We start from the raw sequence: 14,475 nt of genomic DNA, 5'->3' as shown, positions 1-14,475 counted from the left end.
GGATCAACCCTTGAGCTTCGACCAAATCCGATCCTGCAGCTCCCGCGCCTTGTTGCTGCATTCCTTCTCCGGCCGCAGGCGCGAGGCGTATTCCTCGGGCATGTTGATCGCGTCCATGACCTTCCATTTCGCATCCAGCAACTGATCGCTCTGAATCCCGTTGGCGTAGGCGATGGCGTTGGACACAGCAGCGGCGTTCTCAGGTTTCATCATCCAGTCGATAAAGATCTTCGCGTTGCCCGGATGCGGGGCGCTTTTCGGTACGGCGAAGTTGTCCTGGAACATCGCCAGGCCTTCTTTCGGGTACACGTATTTGATCGTGCTCTTCTGCAACGTGGCGCGGGCCGTCGAGCCGTTCCAGTTCTGCATCATGATCACTTCGCCCGAGGCCATGCGGTCGACGGTGTTGTCCGAGCTGTACATCTTCAAAAACGGTTTCTGCTTTTGCAGCAGTTCGAGGATGCGCTTGGCGTCCTGCGGGTTTTCCGTGCATTCGTCGACATTCAGGTAATGGCTGGCGGCGTTGATCACGCTGCTGGAGGTGTCGAGGGCGGCGAGTTGGCCTTGCAGTTCCTTGCGCGGTTCGAAGAATTCTTTCCACGAGTCGTCGAGCTTGCCGCCCGGCACCCGGGCGCTGTCATAGGAAAAACCGGTGGTGCCCCACAGGTACGGCGCCGAAAACTTGCGCCCCGGGTCGAAGCTCGGATCGCGGAACGGGCCTTTGACGTACTGGAAGTTACTCAAGGTCGGGGTGTCGATTTCCAGCAGCAGGTCCTGCTTGATCAGCGTCTGCATGATCGACTGCGACGGCACGATCACGTCATACGCGGCGCCGCCGGCCTGCAATTTGGCGAGCAGGGTTTCGTTGCTGTCGTAGCCGTCCATGGTGACCTTGATCCCGGTCTCCTTTTCGAACTTGGCCAGCAGGTCCACCGGGTAGTAATCGGTCCAGTTGTAGAAGAACAATTCCTTGGGCTCGGCGGCGTGGGCGCCGAACGCGGTGAAACAACTCAGGGCCAGACCGGATACTGCCAGACGCATGTTTTTCAATTTCATGAGAGCGCTCCAGGTTTATTGTTGTTTGTCGCGTTGGCCGAGCCAGAAGGCCAGCACCACGAGCACGATGGAAATCACCAGCATCAGGGTCGAAATCGCGTTGATCTCAGGTGTTACGCCAGCCTTGATCGCCGAGAAGATGTACACCGGCAACGTGGTCGAACCGGGGCCGGCGACGAAGAAGGTCATGATGAAATCGTCGAGGCTGACCACGAACGCCAGCACCGAACCGGACAACACCGCCGGCCACAGCAGCGGCAAGGTCACGCGGCGGAACACCTGCCACGGGTTGGCGTACAGATCGTTGGCGGCCTCCAACAGGCTCTTGTCCAGATCGTTGAGCCGTGCACGGATCGGCAGGTAGGCGAACGGTATGCAGAAGCCGATGTGCGCGACGATCACCGTCATCAAACCGAGCTTGATCCCCAGCGCCATGAACAGCAGCAGGGTGGCCACGGCGGTGACGATCTCCGGCAGGATCAGCGGCAGGTTGATCCCGCCTTCGACCATTTTCTGCCCGTAGAACGGCCGGTATGTCGCCAGTGCTGCGAGCAGCGCAATCGCCGTGGCGCACACGGTGGCGATGGTCGCGACGATGATCGAGTTCAGCGCCGCCGTCTGGATCGACGGGTTGGCCAAGATCCGCCCGTACCAGGCAAACGAGAACTCGGTCCACACCGTCGCCGAGCGGTTGGCGTTGAAGCTGTAGGCGATCAACACCAGGATCGGCACGTACAGGTAGGCGAGGATCAGCAGGCTGATTTCCCGGGTCACGGGGAGTTTTTTCAGGTGCAGAGAAATCATGCTTTCGCTCCCCGGTTCAGGGTTTTCGCCGCACTGCGGCTGTAGAGGGCGTAGAGCACCAGTGACAGCAGCAGAATCCCCAGCAACAGGAACGACAGCGAACTGCCCAGCGGCCAGTTGCGCGCGGTGCCGAACTGTTGCTGGATCAGGTTGCCGATCATCAAAGTCTTGCCGCCGCCGAGGATCGCCGGGGTGATGAAGGCGCCGAGGCTCGGCACGAACACCAGCAACGCACCGGCAATCACGCCGGGCATCGACAGCGGCAGGATGATTCGGCGCAGCGCATGCCAGCGATTGGCGCCCAGGTCATAGGCGGCCTCCACCAGACGCCAATCGAGTTTTTCCAGGGTCGAGTAGATCGGCAGAATCATGAACGGCAGGAAGCTGTAGACCAGACCCACGCTGACAGCGAAGTCGTTGTAGAGCAGGGTGATGCCGCCGGCACTCGGGAACAGCGCGTTGAGACTCTGGGCGACCCAGCCCTGTTCACGCAGGATGATCAGCCACGCGTAGTTGCGGATCAGCAGGTTGGTCCAGAACGGAATGGTGATGAGTAACACCATCAGGTTGCGTCGGCGCGGGGTCAGGCTCGACATCCATAACGCCACCGGAAACCCGAACAGAAAGCACAACACCGTGGTGCCACCGGCCTGGAACACCGAGCGCAGCAGCGCCTGGGCGTAGACCCAGTTCAGCTCCAGTTCGCCGTCGAAACCTTCCTGGAAAAACAGCTGCACGTAACTCTGCATTTGCCATTGGGCCTGCCAGTCGACGCCGCCGTAGGTGTTGCGCGGCAGCAGGCTGATGTAGCCCATGATCCCCAGCGGAATGGCGATCAGGGCGAGCAGGGTCAACACCACCGGGCTGAGCAACAGCGCGCGGTTGAGGGAGGGGGAAGTGCTGCTGACGCTCATCTCAGGCCTCCATCAACAGGCAGGCCTGGGGCGGCAGGTGCACCGCCACGCGCTCGCCGACCGCCCGACCACGGTTCAGGCCTTCGTTGTTTTCCCGCAGCATGACTTTGATGTCATTGTTCAAACGGCACTGGTACAGGGTCGCGGTGCCGACATACAGCACGGCCTCGATCACGCCGCGCAGATGATGCGGCTGGTCCGCCGTGACCAGTTGCGAACGCTCGGGACGAAACGCCAGTTGCACGCTGCTGCCATTGACGCCTTGCGGCGGGCAGGGGATTTCCACCGGCATGCCGTTGGGCACGAAGATGTTTTCGTTGTGCTCGCCGCGCCTGAGCTGTCCGGGAAGGAAATTGATGTCGCCAATGAACTGGGCGACGAAACGGTGCTGCGGGCGTTCATAGATGTCGGTCGGGGTGCCGATCTGCAGGATCTTGCCGGCGGACATCACCGCAATCCGGTCGGACAGGGTCAGGGCTTCTTCCTGATCGTGGGTGACGAAGATGAAGGTGATCCCGGCTTCCTGCTGCACGCGCTTGAGTTCGACCTGCATTTCCTTGCGCAGCTTCAAGTCCAGCGCCGACAGCGGCTCGTCGAGCAACAGCACTTTCGGTTTCGGCGCCAGGGCCCGGGCCAGCGCCACGCGCTGCTGCTGGCCGCCGGACAATTCCGCCGGTTTACGTCCGGCCAGGTGCTCCATCTGCACCAGCGCGAGCATCTCGTCGACCCGTCCGGGGATCGTCTTGCGATCAAGACCCTGCATCTCGAGGCCGAAGGCGATATTCTGCGCGACACTCATGTGCGGAAACAGCGCGTAACTCTGGAACACCGTGTTGACCCGACGCTTGAACGGCGGCAGGTGGTTCACCGTTTCGCCCGCCAGACGGATCTCGCCGTCGCTGACGTGTTCGAAACCGGCGATGGTGCGCAGCAGGGTGGTCTTGCCGCAGCCCGAGGGGCCGAGCAGGGTGAAGAACTCGTTATCGGCGATGTTCACCGACACGTTGTCGAGGGCCGGCGCGAGGCCAGGATCATCAGAGTACCGTTTGGAGACATTACGCACTTCAATTGCTATTGGTTGACCCATAATGGTGCAATCCTCTAATTATTGTATGCAATATCTGAATGCAATTTAGAAATACCCGGATTAATCTGCGGGTGCAACCCCCTTTTTCCCTGGCTGACGCTCTTGTAGGGATCGCGCCGGGAACCGTTGCCCGCACTGAAGGAGTTTTCAAATGACCGAGAAGAAACTGGAAACCACGGTCGACCGCGTCTACCAAGGGGTTTACGAGGCGATCAGCAAGCGCTCGCTGCGTCCGGGAATGAAACTGGGCGAAGCGTCGCTGGCGGAATTGTTCAATGTCAGCCGCACGTCGGTTCGGGCGGCGCTCAAGCAATTGGAGGCCGACGGCCTGGTCACCACCGAGCCCAATAAAGGTGCGTCGGTGTCGCTGCCCAGCGATGAAGAGATCCGTTCGCTGTTCGAAACCCGGCGCCTGATCGAGATCGGCATCGTCACCGAGCTGTGCCGACGCAAGGACTCCGCCGCGATGCAGGACCTGCGCGAGCACCTGCTGCTGGAAGACGAGGCCCATGCGGCCGGTGACCACGAGCGGCTGATTCACCTGCTTGGCGAGTTCCACATCAAACTGGCCCGCAGCCTGAACAACCCGGTGTTGCTCGACTGGTTCCAGAAGCTGATTTCCCGCGCCTCGCTGTATGCCGCCGCGCTGGATGACGACAGCCACGAAGCTTGCCGCGATGACGAGCATCTGCGCCTGATCGAGTACATCGAGGCCGGCAATCAGAGCGCCGCCATCGAGCTGACCTGCATGCACCTGGACGGCATTCAGAAGGCGATTCTCGACGTCGCTGCGAAGCTCAAGACCGGCTACCACCCGCTCAAACACCTGATCGAAGTCTGAGCGCCGGCCGCCAGTGAAATCGGCTATACCTCTATGAAACCATCGCTGCCCGATGCGCTCGAAACAGACGGGCGCCACGTCATCGGGCGTAGCGATCGAGCGAACCAACCACAAGGCGTTGAAGCAGTCGATGCAGTTTTTATCCGATAGCCACGGGTGTGACGGCTGGCAGGGCGAGATGGCCGGACGCATCCGCGCCTTTGACTGGAGCGGGACCGACCTGGGCCCCCTCGAAACCTGGCCGGCCAGCCTGTGCAGCACGGTGCAGTTGATGCTTGCCTCGCCGTTGCCGATGGTCATGCTCTGGGGCCATGCCGGCTACATGATCTACAACGACGCCTACTCGCGGTTCGCCGGCGGACGGCACCCTTATCTGTTGGGTGTGCCGGTGGAACTGGGCTGGCCGGAAGTCGCCGATTTCAACCGGCATGTGGTCGACACCTGTCTGGCGGGCGGCACCCTCGAATACCGCAACAAAGTACTGGTGCTGTTGCGCGACGGCGTGCCCGAGGATGTCTGGCTCGACCTTTATTACAGCCCGGTGGCCAATGATGCCGGGGTGCCTTCGGGCGTGATGGCGATGGTGGTGGAAACCACCGAACTGGTGCTGTCCGAACGCCTGCGCCAGGCCGCCGAAGACGCTTATCGCGCCGACAACGAACGGGTTCGACTGGCGCTGAACGCCGGGGCACTGCTCGGCTCGTTTGTCTGGGACGTGCGTAACAACGTGCTGTCCGCCGACGAGCGATTCGCCCGCACCTTTTCCTTTCCGCCGGACCAGGACCTGACCAACCTGCCGCAGCACATTGCCGAAGCGCACATTCATCCCGATGACCGCAGTTGGGTGCAGGAATGTGTCGAGAACTCGGTGCGTACCGGTGAACCGTACAACGCCGAATACCGCGTATTGCGCGCCGATGGCACTCATCTGTGGGTGCTGGCCAGCGGCGGTTGCGAATTCGATGAGCAGGGCCAGGCATTTCGATTCCCCGGTGTGTTGATCGACATTCATGAACGCAAGACCGCTGAAGAATCCCTGCTCAAATTCACTCGCAACCTCGAACAGCGTGTGGCCGATGAGGTTGAGGCGCGCCTGAGCGCCGAAGAGCAATTGCGCCAGTCGCAGAAGCTCGAAGCCATCGGCGGCCTTACTGGCGGCGTGGCCCATGACTTCAACAACCTGCTGCAAGTGATCGCCGGCAATCTGCATCTGCTGGCGCGCCACGAACCGAACAATGCCAACGTGCAACGCCGGGTCAGCGCCTCGTTGGCGGCGGTGGAGCGCGGTGCCAAACTGTCCTCGCAACTGCTCGCGTTTGCCCGTCGCCAGCCGCTGTCGCCGGCGGTGTGTGATCCGCGGCAGATATTCGAAGGCGTCGGCGAGTTGCTGCAACGGGCGCTGGGCGAAACCATCCAGATCGATGTGCAGTTGCCCGAGGAACCGTGGCACATCAACGTCGACCGCAACCAACTGGAAAACGCCATTCTCAATCTGGCGATCAATGCCCGGGACGCCATGAAAGGAGAGGGCACCATCGTGCTCGGCGCCGCCAACACCTCGCTCGACCGGGCGTTCTGCGTCGGCAAGGGCATCGTGCCGGGGGATTTTGTGCGAGTCTCGGTCAGCGACAGCGGCGTGGGCATTGCGCCGCACATGCTGGAGCAGGTCTTCGAACCGTTCTTCACCACCAAGGCCGATGGCCAGGGCACGGGCCTCGGATTGAGCATGGTGTTCGGTTTCGTCAAACAGAGCGGCGGGCATGTCGAGATCGACAGCCAGGTCGGCGAGGGCACGCGGGTGCAGTTGTATTTCCCGCGCAGCCTGCGGCCGCTGATCGATGAGACGCCCGGTGTGCGTCGTCAGCAGGCGGGCGGCAACGAAACCATTCTGGTGGTCGAGGACAACGAAGCGGTGCGTACTTCGGCGGTCGAATTGCTGCGTGAAGAAGGCTACCGCGTGCTGGTCGCCGGCAATGGCGACACGGCGATGCAGATGTTGCTGGAGGGCGCCCGGGTCAACCTGATCTTTACCGATGTGGTCATGCCCGGGCTGATCAAGAGCTCCGACCTGGCGGCGTGGGCCAAGGTGCAGATGCCGCCGGTGGCCGTACTGTTCACGTCGGGACATACCCGGGACATCATCTCGCGCAATCATCAGCTCAGCCCCGACACCCATTTGCTCGGCAAACCTTACGGGCCTGAGGCGTTGTTGCAGATGATCCGTGCGGTGCTGAGTACCTGACTGTCGCGGATCAACGAAGGGCGACGAACGGGCACCGCTGGTCTGACAGGTGGTCGACAGAACCGGTCAACCGAGGCCATTCTGATAACTGGCCAGCGCAATCGGTCGCGTTGGCTGCCGATCAACTGACGGAGGTGTTCCATGCCGGTGACCCATGATCTGTTACAGGACTTGAAGCTTACGAAGGAAGAGATCCAGCAAAAACGCACCGCGGATCCACATCTGGATGCACTGATCAACAAGTACTCCCAGGCGGACGCCGAAGTCGTCAAGGCCGAGACGGCGACCTCGGATGCGCCGAGCGACGACACGCTGAAGAAACTCAAAGAGAAACGCTTGCAGGTCAAAGACAAGATCGTTCAGCAGTTGCAGGCGCGAACCTGACCGTCAGTCGCGCCATTGATCTTCGGTGGTGCACGACTGGAACGACAGCCACGACGGCACCTCGAATGTACAGAGTCTTCACTTGGCGACTCTCTGCGAGGTGCCTCATGAACAAACCCAAGCTCCCCAATTACAAGTTCCCCAGTGAAGAGCAGGGCGCATTCGACCCGGTTCCCACGCATCCCGAGCCCAACAGCCCGGCGCATACCGTCCGCCATCCTGAGGAGGAACGGAAGATCGCGGATCTGCCGGAAGATGAAGACCCGGAAAAATTCGATCGGTCCAACAACTGACCGTCCGCCATCGCTGGATCGTCGGCCCGCCGCATCGCAGCGATGGCGCCCGCCGGTTCAACACGAATTTCAGGCCTTCATTTCAAGGCCGCATCCAGCGGCATCCGCGCCATGTGCGTGGCCTTCAGCGAGCCGAAATACAACCAGTCGCCATACTCGCGCGCCGTGGTGATCGGCGAGTAATTGCCGGCGCTGGCATCCTGCAGATTGGCGATCACCTTGCCGTCCAGATCCAGCCCCAACACGAACCCGCGTTTTTCCAGCGGTTTGGGCAGGACGGTCATTGCCCGCACCAGCATCTTGCGCACGAACGGATGCCCGGCGGTGCGATCCAGCAACGGATTGCGCGGCGTGTACAGCGCCACCCAGAAACGATCCCGCCCATTGAACGCAAGGTTGTCCGGCAACCCCGGCAGGTTGTCGATGAACAGGTCATGGGTGCCGGCCTTGGGCCCCGTCAGCCAATAGCGGCTGATGCGGTAGGCGCCGGTTTCATTGACCAGCACATAGGCGTCTTCCGGGCCGAGGGTCACGCCATTGGCGAATTCCAGTTTATCGAGCAGGACGCTGGTCTTGCCGGTCTGGAAGTCATAGCGCAGCAGACGCCCGTCACCGCCGTGCTCGATGATCGCTTCGCCGTCATGGCCGTAACCCCAGCGACTGGAGGCATCGCTGAAGTAGGCGTAATGCCCGGATTTGTCGATGGCCACGTCATCGGTGAAACCGAACTTCAGGCCATTGGCTTCAGTGGTCAGCGCAATCAGTCGGCCCTGGGCATCGAGTGACAGCAAACCCTTGACCCCGTCGGCGATCACCAGCAAGCCGTTGGGGTGCCGCGCCAGACCCAGAGGCCGGCCGCCGGTATCGGCCAGCACTTTGCGCTGCTGGCCGTCGAGGCTGGTGCGGATCAGGCGTCCATCGTGCAATCCGGTGATCAGCGCATCGTTTTCCAGCAGCAGGGCTTCCGGGCCTTCGATGTCGCTGGGGCCGACCTGCGCTGCGCTTTTGAGGCGCTGATTTTCGGCGTATATCCCTTCGGTCAGCGACGGTGCCGGTTGTGGCGTCCATGCCACCGGTTCAACCTTGGTCGGCATCAGCAGCAGAAAGGCCAGGATGAGGGCAATCAGCAGCAAGATCAGATGGCGCAGCTTCACACGTGAGCTCCCGCGAGTGCCAGATGCCGGGTCGCCCTGTCGCGCAGGGCCAGCATCGAGGCCGCCGATTCACGTTCGATGCGGCGTTTGAGCAGCAACTGGTTGGCGATGCGCATGCCCAGGCTCTCGAAGCGGTAATCGAGGGTGCGTACGAAAGCCGTGCCTTCGCCTGCGGCCGAGCATTCATAGGTCAAATGCAACGACAGCCCATGATCGCCCTGGGCCCGGGCACACCAGCGCCGCCCCGGCAGGTATTCGGTGACTTCCCAGCTCAAATGGCCTTCGCGGCCACCGGCATGAATGTCTTCCTCGAAACGCGCGCCGGCATGCAGCGGCCCGGCAGGGCCATCGATTTTCAGCGAGGAAGGATGCCATTCCGGCCAGCGGCTGACGGTGGCGGCATAGGCGAGTACGGCAATCGGGTCGCCAGCGATGTCGATCGGATGCTGCATGCGGGTCATGGGCGTTCTCGAATCGGTCAAAGGGACGGGCTCCGGCTCCCAATAGAGGGTGCCGAACAGGTAATCCATCAGGGGCAGGACGATGTTGAAGTTGCGCTCCTGCATGCGCTCGCGCCGGTGATGCAACTCGTGCAGACGGCGCATCTGGCGGATCCACGGCAGGCGGCTCAGCGGGTGTTGCGCCGGCAAGTGCTCGCAGGCGTGAAACACCTCGTAGGTCAGGTAGCCCAGCACCATGCTGCCGCCGAACAGTCCGGCGACGTTGGCGTTGACCTGCGCGAACAGCCACCACAGGGGCAGGGTGATCACCAGCGTGTGCACTACGATCAGCCACGCCGGAAACAGGATCACCCGCCAGTCGCGGGCGCTGTCCCAGGTCATGTGGCCGGGGGTGAAGAAGCTGTGATGGTCGCCGGCATGGCGGGCGTAGAACATCTTGGCGAAGGCTTTTTTGTGATGCCCGAGGTGGCGGTGCACCACGTACACGCCGAAGTTGAAGAACAGCAAGGTCAGCGGCACGGCTAGCCATTCCAGCGGACGCACCTGATGCGCGCTGCCCCAGAAGGCGCCGATGGCCAGCACGCCGAACAGCAGCACGAAGGCGCCGTGCAGCCACGGGTTGTACAGCGGATGAATCGCCGCACGATAGCGGCTGCGAAATGCCTCGGTGGTCTGCCTCACTGCGGTCACCTGCGGATATTGTCGTTATACCCGGCAGATTAGCCGATCCCGCCGTTTGTGCAGGGTCTACCTTGAGGTCACAACTGCCATGCTCCGGTGCATAGCGGTCGTCAGCTCAACGGGTTCCAGCGTTGCGACCAGTCGTCATCGGCCTTGATCACTTCGCGCAGCAGATCGAATGCCTGCTGCAGCGTCGCCGAATCGCGGTCACGGGAGTAGACGAGGTAGGTCGGGTAGCCGAATTCCGGGGCTTTGGTGACGGTTTCCAGTGCGCCGCTGTCCAGATAGGTGCGCACCACCCGCGTGCGGAAATAGCCGCTGCCGCCGTTCTCCAGAATGTATTGCAGGGCCAGCGGGCCGAGGTTGAAGCTCAGGGCCGCCTTGGCTTTTTCCGGCAGCGCAGCGTCGTGTTGACGGCGGAAGTCCTCGCCCCAATCGATGTACACGTAGGGAGCAGGGCGGTTGGGGGTTCTGACCAGAATCAGTTTCTCTTCCAGCACTTGCTCGACCTGCAATCCCGGCCAGTATTCCGGTTGGTAGACCAGCGCTGCGTCAAGCACGCCGAGTTCGAGCTGACGCAGCAGGTTCTCGCCGTCGCGGATGTCCATGCGCAGGGCATGGCTGGGAATCTTCTCGCGCAGTTCGGCAGCCCAACTGAGCATCAACGGGTTGCACAGACTGACCTCGCCGCCGATGTGCAGCACGTTGTCGTAGCCTTCGGGCAGCGGCAGGTCACGGCGGGCGGCTTCCCAGGTCTGCACCAGTTGATTGGCGTAGACCACGAAAGCCTCGCCGTTGGCAGTCAGGCGCGCACCGGCGCGGTTACGCACGAACAGTGTGCTGCCCAACTGGCTTTCGAGTTTCTGCACACGGGCGGTGATGGCGGTCTGGGTGACGAACAGCTTCTCGGCCGCCGCAGCGAGGCTGCCGTGGCGGACGATTTCCAGAAAGGTGCGGGCGAGGTCGATGTCCATGGGAGCGCCGGTGTCTGAGGTGCCCGCATTGTAGGTGCAGGCTCGCGATCGCGTCATCGTGAAATCGCGAACCTGCATCGGGACTCAACCGGCGAGCTCAGCCTCACGCACTCGCGCCCAATCCTCCACCAACCGCGCCGGCGTGCAGCAAGTCTTGCGCTTGTACACAAAATTCCGGCACTTCTCGGCGAACTGATTGCGGTTGTACAGCATGTCTTCCTGCATCTCTTGCAACTCGGTTTCGCGGCATTGACGGATCAACTCATGATCGACCCGCAGCTTGCGTTCACGCACTGGCGCATACGTCGGATCGCTCAGTACCGAATTGGCCCGTTGCAGCAGCCACAAACCAAACTCGTCCGGGCAACGCGGGCCTATTTCCTGGACCATGCCCAGTTGCAACGCCTGAGCAGCGCTGACCGGCAGACAGGCCTGGGTCAGTTGTTCGGCCATGGCCGGGCCGACGGCGCGGGGCAGGCTGTAGGTCCAGTATTCCGAGCCGTACAGGCCCATGCTTTTGTAATGCGGGTTGAGCACGATGTCGGCGCGAGCGAACACGATGTCAGCCGCCAGGGCGAGCATCACACCGCCCGCGCCGGCATTGCCGGTGACGCCGCTGACCACCAGTTGCCGCGCGCTGAGCAATTCCTCGCACACATCGTCGATCGCCTGGATATTGGCCCAGGCTTCGGCGCCCGGATCTTCGGCGGCCTGGATCACGTTCAGGTGCACACCGTTGGAAAAACTGCCGCGTCCACCCTTGATCAACAGCACCTGAGTGTCGCGGGATTTGGCCCAGCGCAGGGCCTCGACCATGCGCCGGCACTGCTCGGTGCTCATGGCGCCGTTGTAGAACTCCAGTGTCAGCTCGCCGACCTGCCCGGATTCGCGATAACGGATCGGCTGATACGCCTCGTCGCTGAACGGCGCGTTGGCAATCGACCAGTCCAGCACCGGCACGTGCGCCAGTTGCCCGGCCAGCACATGCCGTGCCGGTCGCTTGAAGGTTTCTTCGCCCGGTTGCGGTTTGCGCCGCAGCGAGCCGATCCACAGGCTGTGATCACCGGTCGCCACCAGCACCGCATCGTCGTGCACCGCGAGGATCTCGCCGGGTATCCCGGTGCGCTGATCAAGGTGCGCGTCGTACACGTAATACTGGCCACCAGCGAGGCTCGCGAGCACGCCGGGCTGACCGTCAGCCGCGTCGATGCAGCGCTTGATGAAGCGCGAGCAGTCGTGCCAACCGAAGGTGCGATCGTCCTGCTTCATGTTCGGTTGCAGGCGTCCCAGAACCTTGGGATCGGCGTAATCCAGGTCCATCGGGACAAAGCCGTCGATGAATTTCTCCACCACTTCACGGATGCAACGGATCGCTGCGTCACTGACCCGGCCGTTGTACAGCTCGGATTTGCGCAAGCCTGTCGGCAAGTTGAATTCGCAGGTAGCCCAGACCGGGCCGGCGTCCATTTCTTCCACCGCTTGCAGGGCGGTTACGCCCCAGGACGGCAGTTCGCGCATGATCGCCCAGTCCAGCGCGCTGGCGCCGCGATCGCCGACGATGCCGGGGTGGATGATCACCACCGGGCGTTGCGGGTTGCTCCACAGCGCATGGGGGACACGGTCCTTGAGAAACGGGCAGATCACCAAGTCAGCGCCGCTGTTTTCGATCTGTTCGCACACGGCGGCTTCGTCGGTGAACAGCACCACGCTGGGCGAATGGCCCGCCTGACGCAGGTCCAGCCAGGCACGTTGGGTCAGACCGTTGAACGCCGACGACAAAAGAATGATGTTGAGTGATCGCATGATTGCTCTTCCTTGAAGGGTCAGCCGCAGGCTCCCGGTGAGCCGTCCGTGGCTATCGATGGAGGCGCAAGGTTAGAGACTGGCGTGGCCGGCACCACTGATCGAGATCAACGTTGTGTCAGCCAATGTTGCCGCGGCGACGACGTGCCTTATTCTCAAAGGTTTGCTGATCCTGATTTTTTATTACTTCAAATGTCTTCGACGCTATTGCACAGTCGCTCCCCTGATCAACGCCGGACGATCCCGGCGTATCCATGGATTTTCGCAGCGGGTGGAGCCCGTTTTCAGGGAGTAAGGCATGGGGAGTCACAACCCGCATTACCAGGTCATCGGGCAAATGTTCCAAAAGGACTACCGATGGTTGTGCGCCGCAGTCAGCCGTACCCTCGGTTGCCCGCACAGCGCACAGGATATTGCTTCGGAAACCTTTCTTCGGGTGTTGGCGTTGCCCGATCCACTGGCCATACGTGAACCCCGCGCACTGTTGACCACGATCGCCCGGCGGCTGGTCTATGAAGGCTGGCGCCGGCAGGATCTTGAACGTGCCTACCTGCAAAGCCTGGCCCTGGCGCCAGAGCCGGTGCATCCGTCACCCGAAGAACGGGCGTTGGTGATCGAAGCACTGCTGGCGGTGGATCGCTTGCTCAACGGTCTGTCGGCCAAGGCCAAGGCTGCGTTTCTCTACCATCAGCTCGACGGCCTGACCTACAGCGAAATCGGCGAGCGCCTCGGCGTGTCCACCAGTCGCGTGCAGCAGTACATGGTCGAAGCCTTCAAGCGTTGCTATCAGGCGATGCAGGCATGAGACCGGACGAAACGCTGATCGACGAAGCCGCGCAATGGATGGCGCTGTTGCAATCAGGGGACGTCAGCCTGCAGGAGCGCGCAGCCTTCGACGCCTGGCGTGCGGCGGATCCACGGCATCAGCAGATCATCGAGCAAATGGGCGGCGGGCTGAATCTGCTGCGTCAATCGAACCTGCGCGGGTTGCCGCGTGAGAGTGTGCTGCACAGCCTGAATGCGCCCTCCAGCAGTCGCCGCCGATTCATCAGCGGCAGCCTGAGTGTGCTCGGCATTGCGGTGCTGGCCGGTTTGCTCGGTCGACGCTATGGCTGGCTGCCGGAGGCCGGCGAGTTGTCGACGGGTACAGGCGAGCGCCGTCAATTCACGCTGGAGGATGGCAGCGCCCTGACGCTGAATGCCCGCAGCCGTGTGGTGCCGCGATTCGATAACGTCGAGCGCCTGCTGGGGTTGCGCAGCGGTGAACTGCTGGTCGATGTGGCGAAAAATCTGGCTCGACCGTTTGTGGTCGAAACCGAGCACGGGCGGATGCGCGCCCTCGGTACGAAATTCCTGGTGCAGCGTGCTGAGGATTCGACGCGGCTGGTGATGCTGCATTCGCAGGTCGAAGTGGTTACTGCTGGCGGCGCGCGGCAAGTGGTGGAGGCGGGCGAGAGTCTGCTGTTCAACGGGCAGGAAATCCTCGCGCTGGAACGCAGCAAAGGGCAGGAAAGCGCCTGGGTGCAAGGGCGACTCGAAGTGCGTGATCGTCCCTTGAGCGAAGTCATCGACAGCCTGCGCAGCTACCGTCGCGGCATTCTGCACCTGAGCCCCGACGTTGCGGGTTTACGCCTCAGCGGCCTCTATCCGTTGGACGACAGCGACCGCACCTTGCAATTGCTCGAACGTTCGCTGCCGATCCGCGTCACCTGGCACAACCCGTACTGGGTGAGCATCGAAGCACGGTTATAAAACCATAACTTCCTGGTCTATCCGCGACC

At 62.0% G+C, this 14,475-nt stretch carries 14 protein-coding genes; 6 read left to right on the top strand and 8 right to left on the bottom strand.

What is annotated here, in order from left to right; all coding sequences use genetic code 11:
• Nucleotides 1-3: 3 nt before the first annotated feature.
• The 4 genes from AC3WRD_RS22645 to AC3WRD_RS22630 are packed head-to-tail and all read right to left on the bottom strand — an operon-like array spanning nt 4 to nt 3,861.
• Nucleotides 4-1,056 carry an extracellular solute-binding protein gene (locus tag AC3WRD_RS22645; RefSeq protein WP_096819986.1) on the bottom strand — a complete coding sequence of 351 codons (1,053 nt, stop codon included), beginning with the start codon at nt 1,054-1,056 and terminating at the stop codon, nt 4-6.
• A gap of 15 nt (nt 1,057-1,071) precedes the next feature.
• Nucleotides 1,072-1,860, bottom strand: a complete 789-nt coding sequence (locus AC3WRD_RS22640; protein WP_102621782.1) for an ABC transporter permease — start codon at nt 1,858-1,860, stop codon at nt 1,072-1,074.
• Nucleotides 1,857-2,774 (bottom strand): ABC transporter permease, encoded by a 918-nt coding sequence (locus tag AC3WRD_RS22635; protein WP_102621781.1) that lies wholly within the window; start codon nt 2,772-2,774, stop codon nt 1,857-1,859. Before AC3WRD_RS22635 ends, AC3WRD_RS22640 begins: the two co-directional genes overlap by 4 nt.
• Nucleotide 2,775: 1 nt before the next feature.
• Nucleotides 2,776-3,861: an ABC transporter ATP-binding protein gene (locus tag AC3WRD_RS22630; protein ID WP_102621780.1), complete on the bottom strand. Its 1,086-nt coding sequence runs from the start codon at nt 3,859-3,861 to the stop codon at nt 2,776-2,778.
• A 151-nt stretch (nt 3,862-4,012) separates the two neighbouring features.
• Here AC3WRD_RS22630 and AC3WRD_RS22625 point away from each other — a divergent pair, with 151 nt between their 5' ends.
• The 4 genes from AC3WRD_RS22625 to AC3WRD_RS22610 all read left to right on the top strand — a co-directional run bounded on the left by AC3WRD_RS22625 (nt 4,013) and on the right by AC3WRD_RS22610 (nt 7,621).
• Complete coding sequence (locus AC3WRD_RS22625; RefSeq protein ID WP_096819983.1) at nt 4,013-4,702, top strand: GntR family transcriptional regulator; 690 nt, start codon at nt 4,013-4,015, stop codon at nt 4,700-4,702.
• 130 nt (nt 4,703-4,832) lie between these two features.
• Nucleotides 4,833-6,944 carry a PAS domain-containing hybrid sensor histidine kinase/response regulator gene (locus AC3WRD_RS22620; RefSeq protein WP_096820225.1) on the top strand — a complete coding sequence of 704 codons (2,112 nt, stop codon included), beginning with the start codon at nt 4,833-4,835 and terminating at the stop codon, nt 6,942-6,944.
• A gap of 141 nt (nt 6,945-7,085) precedes the next feature.
• Nucleotides 7,086-7,328, top strand: a complete 243-nt coding sequence (locus AC3WRD_RS22615; RefSeq protein WP_096819982.1) for an HP1242/YdcH family protein — start codon at nt 7,086-7,088, stop codon at nt 7,326-7,328.
• A gap of 107 nt (nt 7,329-7,435) precedes the next feature.
• A complete protein-coding gene (locus tag AC3WRD_RS22610; RefSeq protein WP_102621779.1) occupies nt 7,436-7,621 on the top strand; it encodes a hypothetical protein in 186 nt (61 codons plus the stop codon).
• A gap of 77 nt (nt 7,622-7,698) precedes the next feature.
• Here AC3WRD_RS22610 and AC3WRD_RS22605 read toward each other — a convergent pair whose 3' ends face one another.
• From AC3WRD_RS22605 to AC3WRD_RS22590, 4 genes are all read right to left on the bottom strand, one after another.
• Nucleotides 7,699-8,715: an SMP-30/gluconolactonase/LRE family protein gene (locus AC3WRD_RS22605; protein ID WP_259332171.1), complete on the bottom strand. Its 1,017-nt coding sequence runs from the start codon at nt 8,713-8,715 to the stop codon at nt 7,699-7,701.
• Nucleotides 8,716-8,771: 56 nt separating this feature from the next.
• Nucleotides 8,772-9,917 (bottom strand): sterol desaturase/SRPBCC family protein, encoded by a 1,146-nt coding sequence (locus AC3WRD_RS22600; protein ID WP_102621777.1) that lies wholly within the window; start codon nt 9,915-9,917, stop codon nt 8,772-8,774.
• Between the two features lie 110 nt (nt 9,918-10,027).
• On the bottom strand, nt 10,028-10,891 hold the full coding sequence (locus tag AC3WRD_RS22595) for a LysR family transcriptional regulator (protein ID WP_102621816.1): 864 nt from the start codon (nt 10,889-10,891) through the stop codon (nt 10,028-10,030).
• Between the two features lie 84 nt (nt 10,892-10,975).
• Nucleotides 10,976-12,694, bottom strand: a complete 1,719-nt coding sequence (locus tag AC3WRD_RS22590; RefSeq protein ID WP_102621776.1) for a hydrogenase maturation protein — start codon at nt 12,692-12,694, stop codon at nt 10,976-10,978.
• Between the two features lie 298 nt (nt 12,695-12,992).
• Here AC3WRD_RS22590 and AC3WRD_RS22585 point away from each other — a divergent pair, with 298 nt between their 5' ends.
• Nucleotides 12,993-13,499: a sigma-70 family RNA polymerase sigma factor gene (locus AC3WRD_RS22585; RefSeq protein ID WP_096819977.1), complete on the top strand. Its 507-nt coding sequence runs from the start codon at nt 12,993-12,995 to the stop codon at nt 13,497-13,499.
• Entirely contained in the window at nt 13,496-14,446 is a 951-nt protein-coding gene (locus AC3WRD_RS22580) for a FecR domain-containing protein (RefSeq protein WP_096819976.1), read from the top strand. The genes AC3WRD_RS22585 and AC3WRD_RS22580 overlap by 4 nt, the downstream gene beginning before the upstream one ends.
• Nucleotides 14,447-14,475 lie beyond the last annotated feature (29 nt).

The organism is Pseudomonas sp. FW215-R2 (genome assembly GCF_058789255.1).
Note: the sequence above shows the minus strand (reverse complement) of the source record. Positions and strands in the feature narration are given on the sequence as shown.

Excerpts from the sequence above, each read along its gene's own strand:
- AC3WRD_RS22645 (WP_096819986.1), bottom strand. The coding sequence starts at position 1,056 with ATGAAATTGAAAAACATGCGTCTGGCAGTATCCGGTCTGGCCCTGAGT.
- AC3WRD_RS22640 (WP_102621782.1), bottom strand. The coding sequence starts at position 1,860 with ATGATTTCTCTGCACCTGAAAAAACTCCCCGTGACCCGGGAAATCAGC.
- AC3WRD_RS22635 (WP_102621781.1), bottom strand. The coding sequence starts at position 2,774 with ATGAGCGTCAGCAGCACTTCCCCCTCCCTCAACCGCGCGCTGTTGCTC.
- AC3WRD_RS22630 (WP_102621780.1), bottom strand. The coding sequence starts at position 3,861 with ATGGGTCAACCAATAGCAATTGAAGTGCGTAATGTCTCCAAACGGTAC.
- AC3WRD_RS22625 (WP_096819983.1), top strand. The coding sequence starts at position 4,013 with ATGACCGAGAAGAAACTGGAAACCACGGTCGACCGCGTCTACCAAGGG.
- AC3WRD_RS22620 (WP_096820225.1), top strand. The coding sequence starts at position 4,833 with ATGCAGTTTTTATCCGATAGCCACGGGTGTGACGGCTGGCAGGGCGAG.
- AC3WRD_RS22615 (WP_096819982.1), top strand. The coding sequence starts at position 7,086 with ATGCCGGTGACCCATGATCTGTTACAGGACTTGAAGCTTACGAAGGAA.
- AC3WRD_RS22610 (WP_102621779.1), top strand. The coding sequence starts at position 7,436 with ATGAACAAACCCAAGCTCCCCAATTACAAGTTCCCCAGTGAAGAGCAG.
- AC3WRD_RS22605 (WP_259332171.1), bottom strand. The coding sequence starts at position 8,715 with ATGCCGACCAAGGTTGAACCGGTGGCATGGACGCCACAACCGGCACCG.
- AC3WRD_RS22595 (WP_102621816.1), bottom strand. The coding sequence starts at position 10,891 with ATGGACATCGACCTCGCCCGCACCTTTCTGGAAATCGTCCGCCACGGC.
- AC3WRD_RS22590 (WP_102621776.1), bottom strand. The coding sequence starts at position 12,694 with ATGCGATCACTCAACATCATTCTTTTGTCGTCGGCGTTCAACGGTCTG.
- AC3WRD_RS22585 (WP_096819977.1), top strand. The coding sequence starts at position 12,993 with ATGGGGAGTCACAACCCGCATTACCAGGTCATCGGGCAAATGTTCCAA.
- AC3WRD_RS22580 (WP_096819976.1), top strand. The coding sequence starts at position 13,496 with ATGAGACCGGACGAAACGCTGATCGACGAAGCCGCGCAATGGATGGCG.